The organism is Tessaracoccus lubricantis (assembly GCF_039544535.1).
Taxonomy (GTDB): Bacteria; Actinomycetota; Actinomycetes; order Propionibacteriales; family Propionibacteriaceae; genus Arachnia; species Arachnia lubricantis.
This window is the reverse complement of the sequence record NZ_BAABLV010000013.1, coordinates 76,940-100,351: the sequence shown is the minus strand read 5'-3', so window position 1 is coordinate 100,351 and position 23,412 is coordinate 76,940. Positions and strand designations below refer to the sequence as shown.

The window sequence follows — 23,412 nt, the reverse complement described above, 5'->3', positions numbered from 1 at the left end:
CTTCGTCGCGGGCGCCCCTCAGGAACCGTCCTTCGTGGGCGCTGGCTCCTTCGTCGCGGGCGCCCCTCAGGAGCCGTCCTTCGTGGGCGCTGGCTCCTTCGTCGCGGGCGCCCCTCAGGAGCCGTCCTTCGTGGGCGCTGGCTCCTTCGTCGCGGGCGCCCCTCAGGAACCGTCCTTCGTGGGCGCTGGCTCCTTCGTCGCGGGCGCACCTCGGGAACCGTCCTTCGTGGGCGCTGGCTCCTTCGTCGCGGGCGCACCTCGGGAACCGTCCTTCGTGGGCGCTGGCTCCTTCGTCGCGGGCACCCCTCAGGAACCGTCCTTCGTGGGCGCTGGCTCCTTCGTCGCGGGCGCCCCTCAGGAACCGCCGAAGCGAACCATGTTGTTGAACCGCCAGTCACGCACCCACTGGTACGCCTTCGTGCCGTCAGCCCTCGTCACGAGCGCGATCGCGTCCGACTCGATGTAACTGCGACACCCGTTGCGGCCAGTGGCGGCGGTGTCGCACTCCGTGCGCCACTTCCGGCCGTCGGCGGCAGTCCACGACCCCGTCGCCCCCAGCGGGTTGCCCCTCCACAGTGCGCGGGGAGAGGCCTTGTACGTCAGGTTGTTGAACGCCCACCCGTTGGACTGCACGAACGTGCCGCCCACCTGCGCCACCGTCGTGGCCCAGATCTCCGTGCGGCAGCGCTCCGTGCGGGAGTACGGCTCGCACGTGGTGCGCCAACGACGGCCGTTGACCAGGTGCTCGCCCGGCGTGATGTAGATGTCCACCGGCTTGGGCGTGAGGTCCGGGTAGACCTCGAGGTAGTTGCCCCGTTCGGTGTGGAGGTTGCCGAGCGGCGCCTTCGCCGCCTCGGTGACCACGTTCTTCAGCACCTGCTTCACGAACGCCACGGAGCGCTCCTCGTACCGGATGCCCGGCGACAGCGCGAACGCGAAGCCCATCGTGCCCAGGTTGAACACGCCGGCCTTCGACGGCGCCACGTAGTACGTGAGGTCCGACGTGCCGGTGCGGGTGGTGCAGTTGAACGACGAGTGCGCGGCGATGTGCACGCCCTGCGGCGAGTCAGGCCCGGCCTTGTCGACCTCGTGGCCGATCAACTGCGGGTACCGCGACCCGACGGTGGCCCCAGTTCCCTTGAACGCCCAGAAGCTGGGGTTCACCACCACCAGGTCCGTCTGCGGATTGGCGCCGTCGCAGTCGTACTGCGACCCGATCAGCCGCGCCTCGGGATTGGGGTACGGCTCCGAGCGGAAGGTGCCCGTCGTCGTGCGGTCCTGGACCGGGTCGAGGTGGCTGAGCTTGTAGGAGGTGACGCGCGTGAAGTCGGCGTTGAACCGCGTGCGGTAGTAGGCGGCGTTCGACCCGAGGAACAACAGGTTGGTGCCCCTGTCGCGCAGGACCTCGGCGTTGCGGCGCATCTCCACCGACCAGTACTCGTCGTGGCCCAGCATCACCAGCGCACGGGAGCCGCGGAACGAGTCCGCGCCGCGGTGGAGTTCGGAGTTCGTCGTGTAGCTGATCGGCACCCCCAGCGACTCCAGGTACTGCACCAGGCCCAGCTCGTAGCGGTAGAACTTGTCGGCGCCGTTGCCGCGGTTGGGCCGGTGCATGCTGACGGTGTACGCACGGTTCAGGGCGCTGCCGTCGGGCAGGCCGACGTAGAGCGAGTACCCGCCGATGCTGTTGTAGGCCGCGTGCGTCGAGGTGGCCAACATCACGGTCACCGCCCCGGAGTGGCTGGGGGAGCGGAGGAAGGCGGCGGCGTAGCGCTGCCGGTTCTGGTCATCGGTCAGCTTGGCCAGGTAGGCGCCGGGCTGCCAGCCGGTGGTGTCGAAGCGGTGCGTCACGCCCCAGTTGGAGCAGTCCACGGTCTTGTCGACGGTGGCGCAGGCCGGCTGCCTCACCAGCGGCTGCGCGGCGGCGGTGGCGACCAGCAGCCCGCCCGCGCCGTCGTAGTGGCCCATCCGGAACACCTCGACGGTGACCGTGGCGCCGGTGCCGTGCACCTTCAGCTGGAGTTCCTGCCCCGGGAGGATCGACTCGCCCACGGCGTAGCCGGACAGCTCGAGCCAGTCAGCGGCGCCTCGGCTCAACTGCCACGTGGGCGCCGCCGCGGCCTCCTGGCTGGGTACCCACACCGAGGTGAGGGCGACGACGATTGCAACGAGCAGCGCACGGATCCGCATGTAACTTCCCCCTTGTCAGCGACATCCCCACAGACTCTAGCCCGGGCATCCGACATGGTGGGCGAGGGCGGAAAGTCTGACCCCATGAACGATCAACGTTTGCGCGCAGGGGATTCGGACCGCGATCACACCCTCACCATCATCCAGCGAGCCTACGAGGCGGGCCGGCTCGACCTCGACGAGATGCGCGAGCGTCAGGAGAAGGCCCTGAAGTCGCGCTACACCGACGAGCTGCCCGCGCTGGTCGTGGACCTCCCCGAGGGCAGTGAGCTGGTGGCGCGCCCCGCGCACGCTCCCGCGGCCAACGCGCCCCGCTACGAAGCGCTCCCGGCCACGGCGCCCGGCGACGGTGGGTTCAACGTGGCCATCATGAGCGGCCGCGACGTGCTCGTCGAGCCAGGCACCCGCGAGGTCGGCTGCCTTTCCTTCTGGGGAGGCAACAACTACGACCTCACCCAGGCCATGGGCCCCGGCCGGATCGTGACCATGACGTTGAATTCCATCATGGGTGGCTGCAACGTCCACGTGCCGCCCGGCGTGCGGGTCATCGACCAGTCGGTGGCCCTCATGGGGGGCAACGACATCCACGCGCGGGCGCAGGGCGACGGGTCAAACGGCACCGTGGTGATCAAGGGCCTGCAGTTCTGGGGCGGCAACGACGTCAAGCTGCGGCAGTAGGGACGCTCGGCGTCCCCTGCCGGGGTGGTGCGCGCGACGGAGGGGAGGAGTAGCGTCGAGTCCCCGGGGCAGGGCCCAGGCGGCCCTGCCGAACGAAGGAGCCGACATGTCCGAGGACCGCTATTTCGAGGAAGAGGACAACCCCACGTCGGTGATCACGGATCACGACGAGGCCGTCCACCGCGCCGAGACCCATGATGCCGACCAGCCACCCAGCCCGGAGGGCACGGAGGGCACGGAGCCGGACGACGACGCGGACGCCGACGCCTGAAGCGCCGAGGCGCCGATACCCCCATTTTCCTCAGGGTTTACCAGGGTTGAGCCGCTCTGGCTCAACTTTGACTTGAGCGTGGGCCGGGTCTGTGGTTAGCTTGAGTCAACCCCGCTCAAGGGAACTGACACAGACTTCAACGCTTCACAGCACCAATCCCAGGAGGAAATCACATGGCTCGTGCAGTAGGCATCGACCTCGGCACCACCAACTCGTGCGTCGCCGTCCTCGAGGGCGGCGAACCCACCGTCATCCCCAACGCTGAAGGCTCGCGCACCACCCCGTCGGTGGTCGCGTTCTCCAACTCCGGCGAGGTCCTCGTCGGTGAGGTCGCCAAGCGTCAGGCGGTCACCAACGTCGACCGCACCGTCCGCTCCGTCAAGCGCCACATGGGCACTGACTGGAAGGTCGAGATCGACGGCAAGGACTACCGCCCGCAGCAGATCTCCGCGTTCGTGCTGCAGAAGCTGAAGCGCGACGCCGAGGCCTACCTCGGTGAGTCGGTCACCAACGCCGTCATCACCGTCCCCGCGTACTTCTCCGACGCCGAGCGCCAGGCCACCAAGGAAGCCGGCGAGATCGCCGGCCTGAAGGTGGACCGCATCATCAACGAACCCACCGCCGCCGCGCTGGCCTACGGCCTCGACAAGGGCGACACCGAGCAGACCGTCCTGGTGTTCGACCTCGGTGGCGGCACGTTCGACGTGTCGCTGCTCGAGATCGCCGACGGCGTGTTCGAGGTCAAGGCCACGAAGGGCGACAACCGCCTCGGTGGCGACGACTGGGACGCCGTCGTCGTCGACTGGCTGGTCACGCAGTTCAAGAACAAGAACGGCGTCGACCTGTCCAAGGACAAGATGGCCCGCCAGCGCCTGCAGGAGGCCGCCGAGCGCGCGAAGATCGAGCTGAGCTCCGCGTCGGAGACCGCCATCAACCTGCCCTACATCACGGCCTCGGCCGAGGGCCCGCTGCACCTCGACGAGAAGCTCTCGCGCGCCGAGTTCCAGCGCATGACCCAGTCGCTGCTGGACCGCTGCCGCGCGCCGTTCAACGCGGTGATCGCCGACGCCAAGACCTCCGTCGACAAGATCGACACGGTCCTGCTCGTCGGTGGCTCCACCCGCATGCCCGCCGTCGCAGACCTGGTGAAGGAACTGACCGGCGGCAAGGAGCCCAACAAGGGTGTCAACCCCGACGAGGTCGTCGCGCTGGGTGCTTCGCTGCAGGCCGGCGTGCTCAAGGGCGAGGTCAAGGACGTGCTCCTGCTCGACGTGACCCCGCTGTCGCTGGGCATCGAGACCAAGGGCGGCGTGATGACCAAGATCATCGAGCGCAACACCACCATCCCCACCAAGCGGTCCGAGGTGTTCACCACCGCCGAGGACAACCAGCCGTCGGTGATGATCCAGGTCTACCAGGGCGAGCGCGAGTTCGCCCGCGACAACAAGTCGCTCGGCAACTTCGAGCTGACCGGCATCCTGCCCGCGCCGCGTTCGGTGCCGCAGATCGAGGTCACCTTTGACATCGACGCCAACGGCATCGTGCACGTCAACGCCAAGGACCTCGCCACCAGCAAGGAGCAGTCCATGACTGTCACCGGCGGTTCGGCGCTGGCCAAGGACGACATCGAGCGCATGGTCAAGGACGCCGAGTCGCACGCCGAGGAGGACCGCAAGCGTCGCGAGGCCGTCGACATGCGCAACGAGGGCGACGCCCTGGTGTTCCGCACCGAGAAGCTGCTCACCGAGCACGAGGAGACCATCGGCGAGGACGTCAAGGCGCCCGTCGTCGAGGCCACCAACACGCTGAAGGAAGCCCTGAAGGGTGAGGACGACGATGCGGTGAAGGCCGCCATCGAGGACCTCAACACCAAGGCCGCCGCCATGGGCCAGGCGATCTACGCCGCCGCCCAGGCCAAGGCCCAGGAGTCCGCTCCCGCCGACGGCGAACCCGCTGACGCCACGCCTGCGGGCGAGGAAGACGTCGTCGAGGCGGAGATCGTCGACGAGGAGAACGACAAGTGACCGATTCGCAGTTCACTCCGGACAGCGAAGCAGTGGGCGAGACCGTCGAGGAGACGGCCTCGCCCACGGGCGCGCAGGACGAGACCCCCGTCGAGTTCGAGGCCGTGGAGGCCGTTGACCGCGTCGCCGAGCTCGAGAAGCTCGTCGAGGAGCGCACCACAGACCTGCAGCGCCTCGGCGCGGAGTACGTCAACTACAAGAAGCGCGTCGACCGCGACCGCGACCTGGCCCGCGCCTCGGGCATCGAGTCGGTGCTCGCCGACTTCATGCCGGTGCTCGACGCCATCGCGCTCGCCCGCCTGCACGGTGACGTCGACGGCGGCTTCAAGATGGTGGCCGAGGAACTCGAGAAGGTGACCTCCAAGCACGGCCTGGTGGCCTTCGGTGAGGTGGGTGAGGAGTTCGACCCCAACCTGCACGAGGCCCTCATGGCGGTGCCGCTGGAGCAGCCCGTGACGGTGACCACCGTGTCGCAGGTCATGCAGCAGGGCTACCAGCTGAAGGGCCGGGTCATCCGCCCGGCCCGGGTCGCCGTCGCCAACCCGTGACGTAGAGAGGAGATGATCGGGACGTGAGTACGAAGGACTGGCTCGAGAAGGACTACTACAAGGTTCTCGGCGTCTCCAAGAACGCGGCGCCGGACGAGATCAAGAAGGCCTTCCGCAAGATCGCGCGCGACAACCACCCTGACCAGAACCCCGGCGACAAGTCCGCCGAGGCCAGGTTCAAGGAAGCCTCCGAGGCCAACGCGGTGTTGTCGGACGTGGAGAAGCGCAAGGAGTACGACGAGGCACGCAGCCTGTTCGGCGGCGGGTTCCGGTTCAACCGGCCCGGCCAGCCGGGCGGTGCGTCGCCGTCGTTCGAGGACCTGTTCCGCAACGCGGGGCAGGGCGCCGGCCAGCAGGGCTTCGGCGACCTGTTCGGCGGCCTCTTCAGCGGGGGTGGAGCCACGCGTCGCGCCACGCAGCGCGGCCCCCGTCGGGGCGCCGACATCGAGGGCGACGTGACCATCACCTTCGAGCAGGCGGTCGAGGGCGCCACCGTCACGATGCGTACGGTGTCGGACCAGCCGTGTCCGTCGTGCCGGGGCACCGGCGCGAAGGCCGGCACCCTGCCGCGGGTGTGCCCCACCTGTGAGGGCTCGGGCATGCAGACGACGCAGGCCGGGGGCGTGTTCCAGATGAGCGAGCCGTGCACCGACTGCCTCGGCCGCGGCCTCATCGTCGACACGCCGTGCCCAGACTGTGGCGGCTCCGGCCGCGGCAAGTCGACCAAGACGATGAACGTGCGGATCCCCGCAGGCGTCGACGACGGGCAGCGCATCCGGCTCAAGGGCAAGGGCGCGGCCGGCGAGAACGGCGGCGCGCCGGGCGACCTGTACGTCAGCGTGCACGTCACCCCGCACAAGCTGTTCGGGCGCAGCGGCTCCAACCTGACGCTGGAGGTCCCGGTGACCTTCACCGAGGCGTCGCTGGGTGCCGACATCCAGATCCCCACCATGCAGGGGCAGCGCGTGAAGTTGCGCATCCCGCCGTCGACCCCGAACGGGCGCACGATGCGCGTCCGCGGCCGCGGCGCGCGCAAGGCCGACGGCACCAACGGCGACCTGCTGGTCACCATCAAGGTCGAGGTGCCCGACGACCTGAGCGAGGAGGCCAAGGCCGCGCTGCAGGAGTACGCGGAGAAGGCCCACCAGGGCAACCCGCGCGAGGCACTCTTCGGCGGGTGATGACAGATGAGCCAGCACCTGCAGCCGTTCGATCCCGACGCGGCGGTCTTCCCCGTCTCGGTGGCCGCCTCGCTGGCTGACATGCACGCGCAGACCCTGCGCGGCTACGACCGGCTCGGCCTCGTCGTCCCCAAGCGGGCGCGGGGCCGGGGCCGGCGTTACTCGTTGCGCGACGTCGCCAAGCTGCGGCACGTGCAGTACCTGTCACAGACCGAGGGCATCAACCTCGAGGGCATCCGGCGCATCCTGGCGTTGGAGGAGCAGGTGGACGGCCTGCGTGACCAGGTGGAACGCCTCGGCGACCTGGTGCGCCGCATCCAGGGCGACCAGATGACGGCGCGGGTGTTCACCGCCGAATCCTCGGGCCGGGTCCACCAGGGTTGGTACCGCCCGCAGCGCCGTCTCGAGCTGCCCAGCGGCTCCTGAGCGCGCCCAGCCCGCCGTCGTTGCTGGCCTGTCGCAGACGTTCGGTGACGTCGCAGACCTTGCGTGATCTCGCAGACCTTCGGTGACGTCGCAGACCTTGCGTGATCTCGCAGACCTCCGGTGACCTCGCAGACCTCCGGTGACCTCGCAGACCGGCCATGGCGTCGCAGACAGTCCTCTGTCTGCGACAGCGGCCGAGGTCTGCGACGTCGGGCTCAGGTCTGCGACGTCGAGCCCCAATTCTGCGACGTGGGGCGCAGGTCTGCGACGACGAGCCGAAGGTCTGCGACGTCGGGCTCAGGTCTGCGACGACGCGAGCACCACGTCAGAACCCCAGGCGGCGGGCGGCCTCACGGATGTGGTCGGCGCTGTCGCGCAGGCGCTGGAGTTCACCGTCGGTCAGGGGCAGCTCCAATGCGCGGCCCACCCCCTTGCCGTCGACCACGTGCGGCACCGACATGCACACGTCGGAGATGCCCTTCCAGTCGTCGAGGTACGACGACACCGGCATCACCCGGTGCTCGTCGCGCAGCACCGCCTGGATGATGCGGGTGCCCGCCAACCCGATGGCGTAGTTCGTGGCCCCCTTGCCCTCGATCACCTCGTAGGCGGCTCCGACGACCTGCTCGGCGATCCGTTCGCGCACCTCGCGGCTCAACTGGCCGGTCTGCTCCTCCCACTGCTTCAACGGCACGCCGCCGATCGTGGCCGTGCTCCACAGCGGCGTCTCGGTGTCCCCGTGCTCGCCGGCGATGTAGGCGTGCACGTTGGTCACCGACACCGCGCACTCGGCCGCGATCAGCCACCGCAACCGCGACGAGTCCAGCACCGTGCCGGACCCCATCACCTGGTTGCGGGGGAGGCCGGAGATCTTCAGCGCGGCCTGCGTCGTCACGTCGACGGGGTTGGTCACCATGATGAACACGGCGCCCGGCGACTGTTCCACCAGCGGCGGGATCAGCGACTTCATCATCCCCACCGTCTTGGCGGCCAGGTCCATCCGGGTCTCGCCTGGCTGCTGCTTGGCGCCCGCGGCGACGACCACCACGTCCGAGTTGGCGGTGACCGCCACGTCGTCGGAGCCCTCGACGGTGACGTGGGGTGGCAGGAACTGGCTGCCGTGGGCGAGGTCCAAGGCCTCGGCCTTCACCTTGACGGCGCTGATGTCGTGGAGCGCCACGTGCGTGGCCGCCCCCTTGATGAGTGCCGCGTAGGCGAGGGAGGTGCCGACGGCGCCTGCGCCGACGACGGTGAGCTTCGTGCCGCGAATCTTCATGTGCCCAGTCTGGCGGACAGCACCAATCACCGAGCAGAACGCGCCCTAAGGGGTGAATCGGGGAGGTTTCCGGGAGGGAACCCATCGAGCCGGGCACCTTGTCGATGCACACTGGATGGGGAAGCCAAGCGATCCAGGAGGGTCCCATGACCGAGTACCACACCGACCGGCCCGACGAACACCACGAGGGCGAGCACTTCGCGGACGAAGCCGCCTTCACCCACGACGCCCCTGAGGCGGCGGCCGACTCGGCCTTCGGCGAGCGCCACGACACCGTCGACGGGCCGGAGGCCCCGCGCTCCCAGCAGGAGCAGTTGGGGCAGAACCTGCGCAAGGCCGCCGAGGACACGGCCTACGCCGCCGTCGGCTTCGTGGGCCTCATGGCCGACAAGGCCAAGGAGTTCTACGAGGACCAGAAGAAGCAGTACGCCGAATCGCACCCCGATGCCGAAGGCGAGCAGGGCGCGAAGAACTTCATCAACCAGTTGCGCGAGCAGCTCGACCGGTTCATCGACGACGTCAACCGCGGGTTCCGCGACCTGGCGGACCGGGGCCGCGCCTCCGGCAAGGACGCGACGACCACCGGCACCCACGGTGCCGAAGGGTCTGACCAGCCCAACGACGAGAACAAGGACTACACGATCTGAGTCCCTCACCCACGCACACAAGCGGCCGGCGCCCCTCGGGGTGCCGGCCGCTTCGCGCCTGATCAGTCCAAGGTGGCCGACGCCAGGTCGGTGCCGTCGGCAGCCTTCAGCGCCACCACCTGGCCCGTGTCGCGCCGCACCTCGAGCCGCGCCGCCTGACCGGGGTCGGGAAGCGAGGCGAGCAGCTCGTCGACGGCGGCTGCCACGGTCGGCGCGTCCGGGAGCGGACCCGGGCCGGGCAGCGTCACGCCGGTGAGCAGCGGGTGCGACTCGACCCTCGTGTGCGTACCGTCGAGGGCGCGGTACCAGTGGTAGGTCCGTTCACGGTCGGTGCCGCGCAGGGCGACGTTGACGATGCCCTGCGAGGCGTCCACGTCCACGAAGACGACGTCCTCGGCGATGCCCGCGCGCTCGATGTCCGCCCAGACCTGCGTCACCGCAGCCGCGGAGACGGGTTCGGCGATGGGCTGGAGCGGGTCGCCGTCGAGGAAGGCGCTGCCCTGGCCGTCGCACTCCGCGCTCACCACGGCGGTGCCGGCAGCGAGCGCGCGCGCCGTGACGCGGGCGTCGCCGTCGCAGGACTCGATCTGCGCCTGCGCCAGCTCGACGGTGGCGTCCAGCGGGAAGTCGTCGCGCGGCACCGCGATGGGCGCCGCGGGATCCGTCGTGCCGGAACCCTCCGTCGGGTACAGGGCCTGCGTGCTGGGCGGCTGGCCGCTGACCACCTCCAGCCGCCAGTCGTCGGTGAGCGTGAAGCCCGACAGCCGCGCGGTGGATGCCACATGCCCGCGCAACGCGTCGATGGCCTCGGCCCGCCTGTCCTCGTCGGGCGACGGCGTGCACCCGGAGGCGGCCAGGGCAGCGGCCGCCACCCAGAGGGCCGCCCGCCTACCCGAAGTACTCATTGAAGAGGGCGTCGGCCTCGGACGTGGAGGACGCTTCGTTGTCCAGGTAGTTGCGTGCGGTCTGGCGCAGCGCGTCCCGCATGTCCTCGGCGGCGGTGCGCCCGCCGTCGATCGCTGCGGTGAGGTCGTCTGCCAGGCCGTTCAACGAGGCCGACTCGGCGGAGGAGAAGTGGGGCATGTCGATCATGATGACAGGCAGCCGCGCTGCCCCGGTGGCGGTGGCGTGCAACGAGGACATCTCGTTGGCGATGTCGTCCCAGTAGGTGGCCTGGGACCGGAACCACGCCGCGTTGGCCCGCACCTCGTCGGTCTCGACGCAGCCGGGCTGGTCGAGGTCGCGGGAGACGTTGCGGGGCGTGGGCCACGTGCCGCCCGGGCCGACGCCGTCGAGGTCATTGCCCAGGAGCCCCACCTGCACGACGGAGGTGACCGCCGCCACCAGTTGCCGGCCCTGTTCCTGCACGCGGTCGAAGAACAGCTGCCGCTGGTCGAGGACCAGTTGCGCGAGGTCCTCCACCGCGCCGATGAAGTCGCCGATCGTGGGCTCCATCAGCACGATCTTGATCGCGTCGAGGTAGACCTGCTCCTGCTGCTGCGCAAGGTCGGTCAGGTTGGCGATCGAATCCGTCACGTTGCCGAGGTAGGTGGTGGTGTTGGACACCAGGCCGCCCGTGACGTCGCGGGCCTTCTCCGCAGCGGTCCGCTGGCTGCCGATCGAGGCGTCGTAGCCCGCCGCGTTGCCGCTGGCCCACGGCTCGCCGTCGGCCGGGATCTCGTTGGTGTTGGCGGGGTAGTAGATGTTCTCGAAGGATGAGTCGATGCTGAACCAGTCGGTCAGGAAGCCGCCCACGTCGGTGGGGATGGACACCAGCTTGTCCTTGCGGCTCATCTGCTCGGTCTCGGTGGTGTTGTACTTCGTCTCCGCGTCCGCGAGGGCGTCCATGGCCTCGCCCTGACGTTCGTGGTCGCTCACCCGGATGGTGTGCCAGAACATGCTCCAGTCTGACGGGCGGGTCTCGCTGTAGTACCCGCCCGAGGGGCAGAACGGCCAGCTCTCGCAGCGGTACTCCTTGAAGTCGCCGACCAGCGCGCGCGACGCCTCGATCTCGGCCAGCACCAGCTCGGCCTGGAGTTCGTAGGCGTCCTGGAGGTCGTCGGTCATCTGGGTGATGAGGTCGAGGGTGGCTTGGGGTCCCATGGGCGTCTCCGTTCTACTTCTCGATGAGGTGGCGGCGGGCCGCCGCATAGTGCCGCTGGGCCGCGGCGATGTCGGGGTCCTCCTGCGCGGGCCGCACGAGGGGGTTCGGGAGCGCGTCGAGGATCTCGTCGGACAGCGACTGCAGCGCCGCCTTCTCGGCCCACTCGGGGTTGATCTGCAGGGAGTGGAACCGGCCGCCGACCAGGAACACCTCCACCCTGTCGCGCGGCGTGCTGAGCACCTCCGCGCGACGGTGGTCCACCTCGCCGGCCCTCAGGCGCGCGAGGTAGCGGCGCATGGCGGCGCGGCCCTCACGCATCTCGGCCAGGTACGCCGGGATGGACGAGAGCGGCAGGTGCACCTCCGGCACCGCCGGAGGCGCCTCCTGCCCACGAGGCGGCAGGGCTTGGCGGATGGCGGCGGAGATGGCCTCGGCCAGCTCGCGGGGGTTGAGGTGGTCGCGCCACGACGCGCTGATGCGGAGCGAGACGACCTCGAGGTCCGCGACGGTGATGGTGATGACGCCGGACTCGTCCGTAATGACCGTTTCCTGCACTGTGCCTCCCAAGTTTGCGTGTGCAGCCTACGGCGCGGCGGGGTCACGGCCACTGCCCTGAACGCGACGGCGGCCGCCACCCGTCGGGGTGCCGGCCGCCGTCGTCCTGACGTGCGTCAGATCATCGGCGTGGTGTGCCAGATGCGCTGCAGGTAGTCGCGCATCGAGCGGTCCGAGCTGAAGTAGCCGGTGCGGGCCACGTTGAGGATGGCCGAGCGGGTCCACGCCTCCTGGTCCGCGTAACGCTCCTCGACCCGCGCCTGCGCGTCGACGTAGCTCTGGAAGTCTGCCAGCGCCATGAAGCGGTCTTGGTTGATCAGGTTCAACACGACCGAGTCGAACAGGTGGCGGTTGCCGCCCGAGAAGTGCCCGGAGAGGATGAGGTTCAGCGCGTCGCGCAGGTTCTCGTTGGACTCGTAGTAGGACGCCGGGTTGTATCCGGCAGCGCCCAGGTCGGCCACCTCCGGCTCCGTCATGCCGAACAGGAAGAAGTGCTCGTCGCCCACCAGTTGGCGGATCTCGACGTTGGCGCCGTCGTCCGTGCCGATCGTCAGCGCGCCGTTGAGCGCGAACTTCATGTTGCCGGTACCCGAGGCCTCCATGCCGGCCAACGAGATCTGCTCGGACAGGTCCGCCGCAGGGATGAGCTTCTCGGCGAGCGTGACGTTGTAGTTCGCGGGGAACGCGACCTTCAGCCGGCCCTCGAGCCGCGCGTCGTTGTTGACGACCTCGGCCACCTTGTTGATCAGGTGGATGGTGTCCTTCGCCATCCGGTAGCCAGGGGCGGCCTTCGCGCCGAACAGCACGGTGCGCGGCGTCACGTCGGCGGCGGCGATCTTGCCGCTGAGGACCTGCTCGTACAGCGACACGATGTGCAGCAGCTTCAGCGACTGGCGCTTGTACTCGTGCAGGCGCTTCACCATGACGTCGAGCATGTGGCCCTCGGGCAGCGCGATGCCGTCGCGGGCCTCCAACAGGCCGGTCAGGCGGCGCTTGTTCCACGCCTTGACCTCACGGAACCGGGCCTTGAAGTCCTCGTCCTCGGCGTACGGCTCCAGCTCGCGGAGCCGCTCGAGGTCGGTGACCCAGCCGCTGCCCAGCGTGTCGTTCAGGAGGTCGGCGAACTTGTAGTTGGCCATCCGCACGAAGCGACGGGGGGTCACGCCGTTGGTGACGTTGGTGAACCGGTCGGGCCAGAGGTCGGCGAAGTCCTTGAGGACCTTGTCGCGCAGCAACTGCGAGTGCAGCGCGGCCACGCCGTTGATCTTCGTGGCGGCGACGGCGGCCAGGTGCGCCATGCGCACCCCCTGCTCCCGGTCCTCGACGATCAGCGACATGCGGCGGGCGCGGATCTCATCGCCGGGGAACGTCTCGTGCACCTCGCGGAGGAAGTGCTCGTTGATCTGGTAGATCAGTTCCAGGTGGCGGGGCAGCAGGCGGCCCAGCAACTCCGTCGACCACACCTCGAGCGCCTCCGGCAGCAGCGTGTGGCAGGTGTAGGCGAAGCACTTGCGGGTGGCCTCCCAGGCCTCCTCCCACTCGAAGCCCTCTTCGTCGATGAGGATGCGCATCAGCTCCGGCACCGCGATGACCGGGTGCGTGTCGTTGAGCTGGAAGATGATCCGGTCCGACAGGTTGTGGAGGTCGAAGCCCTCCTCGAGCTCGTTGTTGATGAAGTCGCGCAGCGAGGCGGCGACGAAGAAGTACTGCTGCTGCAGGCGCAGCTCCTTGCCCTGCGGCGTGGAGTCCTCCGGGTACAGCACCTTCGAGATGTTCTCCGCGAAGGTCTGGGCGCGGACGGCCTGGGCGTAGTCGCCCGCGTTGAAGATCTGCAGGTCGAACGCCTTTGTGGCCACGGCGCTCCAGAGGCGCAGGGTGTTCACGCGGCCGTTGAGGTAGCCCGGCACCATGTAGTTGTACGGCACCGCGAGCACGTTCCACTCCGGGTTCCAGCGGCAGCGCTCCTCGCCGTCGACGTCCGTGTAGCGCTCGGTGGTGCCACCGAAGTTCACCACGACGGAGGCCTCGGGGTGCGGGAACTCCCACGGCGCGCCCAGCGCCAGCCAGGTGTCGGGCTGCTCGACCTGGCGGCCGTCGACGAACGTCTGGCGGAAGATGCCGTACTCGTAGCGGATGCCGTAGCCGATGCAGGGCACGTTCATGGTGGCCAGCGAGTCGATGAAGCAGGCGGCCAGGCGGCCGAGGCCGCCGTTGCCGAGCCCGGGCTCGATCTCCTGCGCGCGCAGGGTGGGCAGGCTCAGCCCGCACTGCCGCAGGCCCTCTGCGGCAATGTCGTGCAGGTCGGAGGCGAGCAGCGCGTTGTTCAGCTGGCTGCCGAGGAGGTACTCGGCCGACAGGTAGCCGATGGTCTTGACCTTGGCGTCCTGCGTCTTGCGATTGGTCTCGAGCCAACGCGCCATGAGGTAGTTCTTCACGGTGCTGGCGAGCGCCAGGTACTGGTCGTTGACGGAGGAACGCGAGAGCGTCACGCCCTGGTTGGTGTTGAGTTCATGGAGGAACTCCCGCACGAACCCGTCGACCGAGTACGTCGGGGCTCCCACCGGTGCAGTGGCCAGAGGATGGGTCGGTGTCGACGTGGGTCCGATGCGTCGGACGTCGGTGCTGGGTGATTCATCGGCCCGCTCAGGGCCCCCATTGATCTGCGCAATGTCAGGCATGACCCAACAGTAGTTTGAACGTGCACATTTCTCACATCGGCGTGTCTGGGGCGCCAATGCACGCTAACCGGTACCGCGCGTGCTAATCACCTCCCTCGGGGTGTTTTCCCTTCCCCGGGGCTGAGAGAGGCTGGATGAGTATCCCGGTTTCACGGACCGGCTCAGGTTCTGCCGGGGGACGAAGGGAGCAACACCATGCACCACGACGAGAACATCGACCAGCTGCTCGAGGCCACGGCCTACGACCGCAACGGTGAACGCATCGGCGGCGTCAGCGGGGTTTACCTGGACGACCAGACCAGCCAGCCCATGTGGGTGACGGTCAACACCGGCCTGTTCGGGCTGCGCACCAGTTTCGCGCCGCTGGCCGGCTCCACCCTGGACGGCGAACGCCTGACGCTCGCCGCCGACAAGGACACCGTCAAGGACGCCCCGAACGTGGACGAGGACGGGCACATCTCCCGTTCGCAGGAAGACGACCTGTACCGCTACTACCAGGTCGACAGCTCCGTCATCGAGGCGGACCGCCTCCGCACCCGCCGCTGGGATCGCGACCACGACCTGTCCGGCGAACAGCGCTCCGATCCCACCTACGCCCACGTCCACGACGACGTCCGCCGCGACGACGAGAGCCCGGGCTCGCCGGGCCTCGGCAACGCGACGCACAGCGCCACCGGTGGTGGCCTCGGCTCGCCCGGCATGGGCAACGAGGACGACCTCCGCAGCCGCCGCGACGACCTCGAGGGCGACCCCGCCTACCGCAACGACCCCGCCTACGTCGAGGACCAGGCCGCGCTCGGCGGCGAGCAGTACGTCGACGACGAGCGCCTGCGCGACGAGCGCCTCCGCGACGTCGGCCCCGACGGCGAGTACGTCGACGACGAGGAATACGTCGACGACGACCCGGCCAGCTACCCGGATGCGGCCGAGGGCCCGCTGGGGGAGCGCACCCGCGGCGCCCGCCCCATCGACAACATCTTCGACGCACCCGACCGGGGCAACCCCCGCCCCAACTGATGTGATCGAGTGATCCCGGGGATCGGTCGGCCCGGCAACGGGCCGGCCGTTTCCCGTGGTGGGACAAAATGCGTCGGGGGCCGCAACCGAATCCAGACCTGCGACGTATTACCAGTGACTCCTCCGCGAGCGAGGATGGACACATCCACGGGGCATGGCCCCGGCAACAGTAAGGACGCAGCAATGTCGCTTCTCCGCCGAATCACCTTCGCGGCAGCCGCCGCGGGGCTGGCCATCGCAGGGCTGGTCACCCAGCCCTCCCAGGCAGCCGACACCACGGACGTCTACACGACTCCGGGTGGCCACATCCAGAACGGTCGCCTCTGGATCACCGACTGCGAGATGTACTCGTCGACCGTGGTGCGCTGCACCACCCAGATCTGGTCGACGCAGGTCGTCTACCGTGACGGCCGGTTCGTCAACGACACCGACTGGCACTTCAACAACCTCACCTACCTGCCGTCACCCCGCGCGAACTGGGCCGGCAACCCGCTTGCCACGACGGGCACCTTCCACAGTGCCGGGCACGACTGGCGCACCGAATGCGACACCCCCGCCACCGGCCGGGGCGCCTGCCGCTCGTACATCGAGACCAACTTCATCGCGAAGGAGGGCAACTCGTACGTACGCAAGACGGGCTTCGTGTTCAACAACCTCGTCCGCTTCTCCGGTGGCACCGTCGCCCCGGTGACCACGATCCCGGCGCACGTGCTCGACCAGAGCAAGCTCACCGTCGACGGCCTCGGCCCGCTGACGTTCGCGCCGTACACCAGCCAGGCGTACACCGACACCTACCGCAACTTCCTGCGGCTGGGTTACGTGGTGCCGTCCCCCACCGAGGATTGTGAGGCGTTCCGCAACGGGCCCGAGCTCGTGGATCGCGGCATCTCCGTGGTCGACCTGGCCGACGTCGCCGTGCGCGAGCCCGGCATCGAGACGGCCGAGGGTGCGGAGGTCGGCATGACCATCGCGCAGATCAAGGCCATCTACGGCTCCGACTTCATGCAGGTCCGCAAGCAGAACCACGGCGAGTGGCAGTACCTGGGGTCGGTCAAGGTCGGCGACCGCGAGTTGCAGTTCCGCGTCGAGGGCGAGCCCTACCCCGACGGTGGTGGCCCCCGCTACGCCCCGACCACGCCCATGAAGGACACCGATGCGGTGGTCGAGATCTCGGCGCAGGCCTACACCGAGGACGTGAGCTTCGGCGGCTGCTGAGCCCCTGAAGATATCCCTACGCCAAAGGGGGTCAGGTGTGGATAATCCACACCTGACCCCCTTCTGGCGTAGGGAAAAGTTGCGGGTCAGACGGTCCACGCCTCCTGCTGATACGACTTCGCCCAGAACTGTTCCTCGTAGTACGTGGCGTCGACGAACGCCGTCAGCATGGCCGCGCGGGTGGCGTCATCCGCAGCGGCGGCCGCCTCGTCGAGGAACACGATCGCCTGACGGGTGGCGTCCTGGAACGCCGGGTCGGCGTAGGCCGCAGCCCAGGCCCCGAACGGATGGTCCTTGACGGCGGAGGCGGTCTCGGCGAGGCGGGCGCCGACGTCGGCGTAGACCCAGTAGCAGGGCAGCACGGCGGCGACACCCACCGCGTACGGCTCGTAGGCCGTCATCGTCTGCAGCATGTTGACGTACGCGCGGGTGGTGGGGGAGGCGACGGCAGGCCTGGGCGCCCCGGCCAGCACCGGGTCTGCCATCAGCCCGGCGTGCATCTCCACCTCCGCCGCGACGGCGCCGCCGGCGCTGGTGGCCCAGAAGCCCGAGGCCTCGGGTGAGGGGGCGCGGGTGGCGAGCATGGCGAGGGCTCGGGTGTAGCCGCGCAGGTAGAAGTCGTCCTGCACGAGGTACTCGACGAATCGGTTGACGTCGAGGGTGCCGTCGGCGAGTTCGGTCAGCAGCGGCAGCGCATCGATGCGGCGGCGGATCTCGGCGGTGGCGTCCCACGCGCGCGCGCTGAACTCACCGGTCTTCCACGTGATGGTCATGTGTTCCTTCGGTCAGAGGGCGTCGACGAAATGATCGACGGGGCCATGGCCCAGGGTGGGGGTGCGCGACAGCGTCCAGCGGGAGCCGGAGTCGATGGCGCGCATCAGGTAGTCGCGGGCCTGCTCCACGGAGGGCAGCCGGACACCCGTCTGGGGGGAGTCTCCGTTGCGGGCGGCGAACGCCGCGATCGCCGACGACAGCGTGCAGCCCGTCCCGTGCGTGTGCCGCGACTCGATGCGCGGGCCGCTGAGGATGGCCACGCCCTCGGCGGTGGCGAAGGCGTCGGTGACCTGCGCGTCGGAGAGATGCCCGCCCTTGACCAGCGCGGCGCGGGCGCCGGCGGCGACCAGCGCGTTGGCCTGGGCGATCACCCCGGTGGCGTCGACGGCGGGGCCGGTGCCGAGCAGCACCGCGGCCTCCGGCACGTTGGGGGTGATGACGTCGGCCTGGCGCATCAGGCGCTCGCGCACCACGGAGATGGCGTCGTCGTGGAGGAGCTTGTCGCCCGAGGTAGCGACCATGACGGGGTCGAGGACCACCACGCCGAAGTCGGCCCGGCGCTCGTCGAGCAGGTCTGCCACCGCGCCGGCGACCTCGGCGTTGGAGAGCATGCCCAGCTTGGTGGCGGCGACGGGCAGGTCGTCGAGGACGGCCTCGACCTGCGCGCGGACGAAGGCGGGGTCCACGGGCCGGGCATCGCGCACGCCCTGCGTGTTCTGCACGGTGAGCCCCGCGAGCGCGGCCGCGCCGTAGACGCCGAGCGCGTGGAAGGTCTTCAGGTCGGCCTGGATGCCGGCGCCCCCCGACGGGTCCGAGCCTGCGATGCTGAGGGCGATCCTTGGCGTGGTCATCTGGTCCTCCAGAGGGACATGAGTTGCTTCGCGGCGGCCAACGGGTCTGGCGCCGACATGATGGCCGACACCACGCAGATGCCGTCGACGCCGGTGTCGATGACCCACCGGGCGTTGACGGGGTTGATGCCGCCGATGGCGACCGTCCTGGCGCGGCCCGCCGTCTCGCGCACGATCTGCTCGGCACCCTGAAGCTCGAGCGGCGCCTCGGTGTCGGTCTTGGTGGTGGTGTTCCAGATGGGCGACAGGCCGAGGACGTCGGCGGTCTGGTCGCGCAGCTCGGCGCGCAGTTGTTCGGTGTTGGAGATCGACAGGCCGATCATGAGGTCCTGGCCGAGCCGCCGTCGGGCCTCGTGGATGTCGCCGTCCGCCTGCCCCATGTGGAAGTGGAGCCCCAGGTCTTCAGCGATGTCGAGGCGGTCGTTGACGAACACGGCGGCGCGGTGGCCGGTGGCGTCGAACACCCGCTGTGTGGCGTCCACCACCGACTGCGTCAGCTTGAGGAAGTCCACCTCCGACATGTGCTTGTCGCGCACCTGCACGACGCCGGCTCCGCCCAGCACGGCCTGCTCGACGATGCGCGGGACGCGGTCTGGCCCTCCGGCCAGTTCGGTGTCGGTGACGACGTACAGCCGCCAGTCGACCTGCTTGGCGTGCTTCTTGTGGGCCTGCATCAGTCCTCCTCGACGGTGACGAGCTCCTCGACCTCGGCCGGCGTCAGCGTGTGCAGGGCATCGAGCCAGAGCGTGCGGAAGGTGGCGGGGGCGGTGGCGCCGCGTGCGGCGACGAGCCCGGCGGCGCCGAACAGTGCGTGGGCGGCGACCACGGCGTCGTGCCGGTCCGCCTCCGACTCCGCGACGGCGAGGCAGGCCGCGACGGTGGCGCCCAGCGCGCAACCGGTGCCGATCACCAGCGGCATCAGCTCGTGGCCGCCGGTCACGCGCGTGACGCGGCCGTCGGAGACGACGACATCCGTGGGGCCGGAGATGGCGACGACGGCGCCGGTGTCGGCGCACAGCTGGCGGGCGGTGTCGACGGCGGCGTCCACCTCGTCGGTGGCGTCGACGCCGCGACCCCCGGCGGAGGTGCCCGCGAGCCCGAGCACCTCGGACGCATTGGCGCGGATGGCGGCGGGGCGGTGGACGAGCAGGTCTCGGGCGAGCTGGGTGCGCACGGGCAGGCCGCCGACGGCGACGGGGTCGAGCACCCACGGCTTGCCGGCCGCAGCCGCGGCGGGTGCCGCGAGGCGCATGCCGGCGTGCTGCTCCGCCGAGCCGTTGCCCACGTTGATCAGCAGGGCCGACGCGATCCCGGCGAAGATCTCCGCCTCCTCGGGCAGGTCGATCATGGCCGGCGCGGCGCCGACGGCCAGCAGCACGTTGGCGGTGATCTCCGGCACGACGGTGTTGGTCATGCAGTGCACCAGCGGCGTGGTGGCGCGGACACCGGTGAGGGTCTCGGCAATACGGGTCATGGGTTGCTCCCTTCGCTAGCACGACCTAGATCAGGTGGTACGGGTGTGCTCTCAGCCCCGACGACGGGGCACCCCGGCTTCGCCGTCGACCCTACCAGTGTCCTCCGACGGACCCTGACTCAGGCCACCGCCGCCCGAGCCTCGACGAACGCCGTCACCGCGGCGTCGAGGTCCTCGCGCGTGAGCGCCGCCGACAGCTGCGTCCTGATGCGCGCCTTGCCGCGCGGCACCACCGGGAACGAGAACGCCCGCACGTAGACGCCGCGGGCGAGGATCTCGTCGGCCATCCGGGCGGCCAGCGCGGCGTCGCCGATCATCACGGGCACGATGGGGTGGTCCGACTCCGGCACCTCGAAGCCCTCCTCCACGATGCGACGGCGGAAGTGGGCGGTGTTGTCGCGCAGCCGGTCCAGCAGCTCGGGCCGCGACTCGATGAGGTCGAGCACCGCGATGGCCGAGGCCGTGATGGCGGGCGCCAGGGAGTTGCTGAACAGGTACGGCCGCGACTTCTGCCGCAGCAGTTCGACGATGGGCTGGCGCGCGCACGTGAACCCACCGGACGCGCCGCCCAGGGCCTTGCCGAGCGTGCCGGTGAGGATGTCGACGCGGTCGGTGACGCCGAACAGTTCGGGGGTGCCGGCCCCGGTGGGGCCGACGAAGCCGACGGCGTGCGAGTCGTCGACCATGACCAGCGCGCCGTACTCGTCGGCGAGCGTGCAGATGTCGTCGAGGGGCGCCACGTAGCCGTCCATGGAGAACACGCCGTCGGTGGCGATCACGCGGTGCCGGGCGCCCTTGGCGGCCTCGAGTTGCGCGCGCAGGTCGTCGAGGTCGCGGTTGCGGTAACGCAGGCGCTGCGACTTCGTCAGGCGCACGCCGTCGATGATCGACGCGTGGTTGAGCTCGTCGGAGATGATCGCGTCGTCGGGCCCGAAGATGGTCTCGAACAGGCCGGTGTTCGCGTCGAAGCACGACGAGTAGAGGATGGTGTCGAACCCGTCGGCGCCCTTGCGGAGGAAGCCGGTGAGCTTGGCCTCGAGGTCCTGGTGCTGCGTCTGGGTGCCGCAGATGAAGCGCACCGAGGCCAGGCCGAATCCCCAGCGGTCGAGGGCGTCCTTGGCGGCGGCGATGAGCTCGGGGGAGTCGGCGAGGCCGAGGTAGTTGTTGGCGCACAGGTTGATCACGTCGCCGTCGAGGGTGCCGACGTGCGCGGCCTGCGCCGTCGTGAGCGGGGCCTCGTTCTTGTAGAGCCCCTCGTCGCGGAGCTCTTGCAGCTGGCTGCGGATGTCGTCGAGGAAGGTCATGGCTGCTCCTGTGGTTGGGGGGTGGGCGTCAGAAGTGGTCCCAGGTCAGGATCACCTTGCCGGACTTGCCGTCGGAGGCGACTGCGAACGCCTCGGCGAAAGACTCCGCCGGGAAGCGGTGCGTGATCACGCCGGAGATGTCCAACCCCGACCTGATCAGGGCGTTCATGGCGTACCAGGTCTCGAAGATCTCGCGCCCGGTCACGCCTTGGATGGTGAGCATGTTGAAGATGATGGTGGCGAAGTCGACGGTGAGCTCCTTCGTCGGCGACCCCAGCAGCGCGATGCGCCCACCGTGCGTCATGTTGTCGATCATCGAGCGCAGCGCCACGCCCGAGCCCGACATCTCCAGCCCGATGTCGAAGCCCTCCACCATGCCGAAGCGCTCGTAGACGTCCTCGAGTCGTTCGCGGCCGGTGTTGACGGTCGACGAGATGCCCAGCGAGCGCGCCAGCTCGAGGCGCTCGTCGGACAGGTCCGTGATGACGACGTTGCGGGCGCCCTGGAACCTGGCCACCAGCGCCGCCATGATGCCGATCGGCCCTGCGCCGGTGACCAGCACGTCCTCCGCGAGGGCGGGGAACTGCAGCGCGGCGTGGACGGCGTTGCCGAACGGGTCGAAGATCGCCGCGACGTCGGGGTCCATCCCGGCGGGATGCACCCACACGTTGCGGGCGGGCATGACGAAGTACTCACAGAACACGCCGTCGACGTGGTAGCCGATGCCCTTGAAGTTGCGGCACAGGTGCCGCTTGCCGGCCAGGCAGGCGCGGCAGCGGCCGCACACGTAGTGCCCCTCGCCGGAGACGAACTGCCCCACCTCCAGGTTGGTGACCGACGAGCCGAGCGCCACGATGTCGCCGCAGAACTCGTGCCCGATGATGCGCGGCGCCTGCACGTTCTTCTCGGCCCAGCCGTCCCACCGGTCGATGTGCACGTCGGTGCCGCAGATGCCGGTGCGCCGGATCCTGATCAGCACGTCGTTGGGGCCGGGCTCGGGGGTGGGCACGTCAATGAGCTCCAGGCCGGGGCCGGCGGAGGTCTTCACCAGGGCACGCATGGATCCCATCGTGGCATGCCCGGTCGGGCTGGGTGCAGGTACCCTGCTGCAATGGCCCTCGACGTGTCCCGCGCCACCGCGACGCAGCGTGTGATGCTCGGTGTCGCGTTCGGCTACCTGTGCACCTTCGTGCCGGCGCTCCTGGGGTTCTTCGCCGCCGCCCAGGTGCCGTGTGAGGGCCTCCTGTGCTGGTTCGAGTCGGCGTTCGTCGGCAGCTGCATCGGCCTGGGGCTCGGGATCATCGTGGCGGCCTTCGTGGGCCGACGGCTGGGCCTGCGCTGGTGGTTCGGCCCCGTCCTGCTGGTGCTCTTCGCCCTCTCCCTCGGCCTGCCCTTCATGGTGGCGGGCGCCGGCTGGGAGGCCGTCCTGCTCGGGCTCCTGGCCCCGGTCCTCGCGGCCCTCAGTGCCCGCCCTCCCAAGGGGCTGGACCGTGCCGGAGACGCAGCCTAGGCTGGCATCACCCGAGAGCGAAGGAGCCTCCCATGGCCCACGGCGACATCACCCACCTCGAGATCCCCGTCAGCGACATGAGGCGTTCGGCCGAGTTCTACACCGCCCTCTTCGGCTGGGAGATCAACGAATACCCCGGTTTCGAGGGCTACCCCATGTGGCAGGCCCCGAACAAGGTCAGCGGCGGCGCCCTCACCCCGCGCGACGAGGCCTTCACGCAGCCGCGCGCCACCGTCGAGGTCGACTCCATCGAGGAGACCCTGACCCGGGTCCAGAGCAGCGGCGGCATCGTGGTGGTGAAGAAGACCGAGATCACGCCCACCAGCTGGTTCGCGGTCTTCGAGGACCCCGACGGCAATTCGGTCGGCCTCTACGAGGGTTCGATGGAGGGCTGAGCATGTGCCGCAACATCCGCCCGCTGAACAACTTCGAGCCGCCCGCCACGCAGGACGAGGTGCACGCGGCAGCGCTGCAGTTCGTGCGCAAGGTCTCCGGCGCCACGAAGCCGAGCAAGGCCAACGAGGAGGCGTTCAACCGCGCCGTCGAGGAGATCGCGCACATCACGCGGCACCTCCTCGAGGACCTGGTCACCACGGCGCCGCTCAAGAACCGCGAGGAGGAGGCGGTCAAGGCCAAGGCCCGCTCGGCCAAGCGCTTCGCCGCCGCCAGCTGATCCCTGAGCCGGGCGC

Annotated in this window: 24 protein-coding genes and 1 riboswitch; of the genes, 12 read left to right on the top strand and 12 right to left on the bottom strand. The window is 69.5% G+C overall.

The features are described 5' to 3' along the window. Positions 1 to 354 precede the first annotated feature (354 nt). Positions 355 to 2,190, bottom strand: coding sequence for a N,N-dimethylformamidase beta subunit family domain-containing protein (locus ABEA30_RS04355; protein WP_345579525.1), 1,836 nt, complete (start codon positions 2,188 to 2,190; stop codon positions 355 to 357). A gap of 84 nt (positions 2,191 to 2,274) precedes the next feature. On the opposite strand from ABEA30_RS04355, the gene ABEA30_RS04350 reads away from it, so the two are divergent. From ABEA30_RS04350 to ABEA30_RS04325, 6 genes are all read left to right on the top strand, one after another. Next, a complete protein-coding gene (locus ABEA30_RS04350; RefSeq protein WP_345579522.1) occupies positions 2,275 to 2,868 on the top strand; it encodes a DUF1707 SHOCT-like domain-containing protein in 594 nt (197 codons plus the stop codon). A 106-nt stretch (positions 2,869 to 2,974) separates the two neighbouring features. Beyond that, the gene (locus tag ABEA30_RS04345; protein ID WP_345579519.1) at positions 2,975 to 3,139 is read left to right on the top strand and encodes a hypothetical protein; all 165 of its coding nucleotides are present in this window, start codon (positions 2,975 to 2,977) and stop codon (positions 3,137 to 3,139) included. A gap of 173 nt (positions 3,140 to 3,312) precedes the next feature. Further along, positions 3,313 to 5,163 (top strand): molecular chaperone DnaK, encoded by a 1,851-nt coding sequence (gene dnaK, locus ABEA30_RS04340; protein WP_345579516.1) that lies wholly within the window; start codon positions 3,313 to 3,315, stop codon positions 5,161 to 5,163. Beyond that, on the top strand, positions 5,160 to 5,711 hold the full coding sequence (locus ABEA30_RS04335; RefSeq protein WP_386085230.1) for a nucleotide exchange factor GrpE: 552 nt from the start codon (positions 5,160 to 5,162) through the stop codon (positions 5,709 to 5,711). Before dnaK ends, ABEA30_RS04335 begins: the two co-directional genes overlap by 4 nt. Positions 5,712 to 5,734: 23 nt before the next feature. Continuing rightward, positions 5,735 to 6,892, top strand: a complete 1,158-nt coding sequence (gene dnaJ, locus ABEA30_RS04330; RefSeq protein ID WP_345579513.1) for a molecular chaperone DnaJ — start codon at positions 5,735 to 5,737, stop codon at positions 6,890 to 6,892. 6 nt (positions 6,893 to 6,898) lie between these two features. After that, entirely contained in the window at positions 6,899 to 7,318 is a 420-nt protein-coding gene (locus ABEA30_RS04325) for a heat shock protein transcriptional repressor HspR (protein WP_345579510.1), read from the top strand. A 325-nt stretch (positions 7,319 to 7,643) separates the two neighbouring features. Here the strand turns inward: ABEA30_RS04325 and ABEA30_RS04320 are convergent, their stop codons facing one another. After that, positions 7,644 to 8,594 carry an L-lactate dehydrogenase gene (locus ABEA30_RS04320; protein ID WP_345579507.1) on the bottom strand — a complete coding sequence of 317 codons (951 nt, stop codon included), beginning with the start codon at positions 8,592 to 8,594 and terminating at the stop codon, positions 7,644 to 7,646. Between the two features lie 146 nt (positions 8,595 to 8,740). On the opposite strand from ABEA30_RS04320, the gene ABEA30_RS04315 reads away from it, so the two are divergent. Beyond that, positions 8,741 to 9,241, top strand: coding sequence for a hypothetical protein (locus ABEA30_RS04315; protein WP_345579504.1), 501 nt, complete (start codon positions 8,741 to 8,743; stop codon positions 9,239 to 9,241). 62 nt (positions 9,242 to 9,303) lie between these two features. Here ABEA30_RS04315 and ABEA30_RS04310 read toward each other — a convergent pair whose 3' ends face one another. From ABEA30_RS04310 to ABEA30_RS04295, 4 genes are all read right to left on the bottom strand, one after another. Beyond that, on the bottom strand, positions 9,304 to 10,146 hold the full coding sequence (locus ABEA30_RS04310; protein WP_345579501.1) for a hypothetical protein: 843 nt from the start codon (positions 10,144 to 10,146) through the stop codon (positions 9,304 to 9,306). Then, entirely contained in the window at positions 10,130 to 11,344 is a 1,215-nt protein-coding gene (locus ABEA30_RS04305) for a hypothetical protein (protein WP_345579498.1), read from the bottom strand. Before ABEA30_RS04305 ends, ABEA30_RS04310 begins: the two co-directional genes overlap by 17 nt. A 13-nt stretch (positions 11,345 to 11,357) precedes the next feature. Continuing rightward, positions 11,358 to 11,900, bottom strand: coding sequence for a hypothetical protein (locus tag ABEA30_RS04300; RefSeq protein WP_345579495.1), 543 nt, complete (start codon positions 11,898 to 11,900; stop codon positions 11,358 to 11,360). Between the two features lie 116 nt (positions 11,901 to 12,016). After that, on the bottom strand, positions 12,017 to 14,578 hold the full coding sequence (locus ABEA30_RS04295; protein WP_345579492.1) for a glycogen/starch/alpha-glucan phosphorylase: 2,562 nt from the start codon (positions 14,576 to 14,578) through the stop codon (positions 12,017 to 12,019). A gap of 195 nt (positions 14,579 to 14,773) precedes the next feature. Here ABEA30_RS04295 and ABEA30_RS04290 point away from each other — a divergent pair, with 195 nt between their 5' ends. Both ABEA30_RS04290 and ABEA30_RS04285 read left to right on the top strand, forming a co-directional pair. Next, on the top strand, positions 14,774 to 15,595 hold the full coding sequence (locus ABEA30_RS04290) for a PRC-barrel domain-containing protein (protein WP_345579489.1): 822 nt from the start codon (positions 14,774 to 14,776) through the stop codon (positions 15,593 to 15,595). 183 nt (positions 15,596 to 15,778) lie between these two features. Next, positions 15,779 to 16,810 carry a hypothetical protein gene (locus ABEA30_RS04285; RefSeq protein WP_345579486.1) on the top strand — a complete coding sequence of 344 codons (1,032 nt, stop codon included), beginning with the start codon at positions 15,779 to 15,781 and terminating at the stop codon, positions 16,808 to 16,810. Between the two features lie 86 nt (positions 16,811 to 16,896). Here ABEA30_RS04285 and ABEA30_RS04280 read toward each other — a convergent pair whose 3' ends face one another. The 6 genes from ABEA30_RS04280 to tdh form a co-directional block, all read right to left on the bottom strand. Next, positions 16,897 to 17,583, bottom strand: coding sequence for a TenA family protein (locus tag ABEA30_RS04280; RefSeq protein ID WP_345579483.1), 687 nt, complete (start codon positions 17,581 to 17,583; stop codon positions 16,897 to 16,899). 12 nt (positions 17,584 to 17,595) lie between these two features. Beyond that, positions 17,596 to 18,435 carry a bifunctional hydroxymethylpyrimidine kinase/phosphomethylpyrimidine kinase gene (gene thiD, locus ABEA30_RS04275; RefSeq protein ID WP_345579480.1) on the bottom strand — a complete coding sequence of 280 codons (840 nt, stop codon included), beginning with the start codon at positions 18,433 to 18,435 and terminating at the stop codon, positions 17,596 to 17,598. Then, positions 18,432 to 19,109: a thiamine phosphate synthase gene (gene thiE / locus ABEA30_RS04270; RefSeq protein ID WP_345579477.1), complete on the bottom strand. Its 678-nt coding sequence runs from the start codon at positions 19,107 to 19,109 to the stop codon at positions 18,432 to 18,434. The genes thiD and thiE overlap by 4 nt, the downstream gene beginning before the upstream one ends. After that, positions 19,109 to 19,909: a hydroxyethylthiazole kinase gene (thiM, locus tag ABEA30_RS04265; protein WP_345579474.1), complete on the bottom strand. Its 801-nt coding sequence runs from the start codon at positions 19,907 to 19,909 to the stop codon at positions 19,109 to 19,111. The genes thiE and thiM overlap by 1 nt, the downstream gene beginning before the upstream one ends. Beyond that, a riboswitch (TPP riboswitch) is annotated at positions 19,900 to 19,995 on the bottom strand. It overlaps the preceding gene by 10 nt. 33 nt (positions 19,996 to 20,028) lie before the next feature. Next, positions 20,029 to 21,213 carry a glycine C-acetyltransferase gene (locus ABEA30_RS04260; RefSeq protein ID WP_345579471.1) on the bottom strand — a complete coding sequence of 395 codons (1,185 nt, stop codon included), beginning with the start codon at positions 21,211 to 21,213 and terminating at the stop codon, positions 20,029 to 20,031. A 28-nt stretch (positions 21,214 to 21,241) separates the two neighbouring features. Then, the gene (gene tdh / locus ABEA30_RS04255) at positions 21,242 to 22,273 is read right to left on the bottom strand and encodes an L-threonine 3-dehydrogenase (RefSeq protein WP_345579468.1); all 1,032 of its coding nucleotides are present in this window, start codon (positions 22,271 to 22,273) and stop codon (positions 21,242 to 21,244) included. 51 nt (positions 22,274 to 22,324) lie between these two features. Between tdh and ABEA30_RS04250 the strand changes: the two genes are divergently transcribed. From ABEA30_RS04250 to ABEA30_RS04240, 3 genes are read left to right on the top strand one after another with little or no spacing between them, the layout of a single operon-like run. Further along, on the top strand, positions 22,325 to 22,723 hold the full coding sequence (locus tag ABEA30_RS04250) for a hypothetical protein (RefSeq protein ID WP_345579465.1): 399 nt from the start codon (positions 22,325 to 22,327) through the stop codon (positions 22,721 to 22,723). A gap of 32 nt (positions 22,724 to 22,755) precedes the next feature. Continuing rightward, positions 22,756 to 23,118, top strand: a complete 363-nt coding sequence (locus tag ABEA30_RS04245) for a VOC family protein (protein ID WP_345579462.1) — start codon at positions 22,756 to 22,758, stop codon at positions 23,116 to 23,118. Between the two features lie 2 nt (positions 23,119 to 23,120). Continuing rightward, complete coding sequence (locus tag ABEA30_RS04240) at positions 23,121 to 23,396, top strand: DUF2277 domain-containing protein (RefSeq protein ID WP_345579459.1); 276 nt, start codon at positions 23,121 to 23,123, stop codon at positions 23,394 to 23,396. Positions 23,397 to 23,412: the final 16 nt, after the last annotated feature.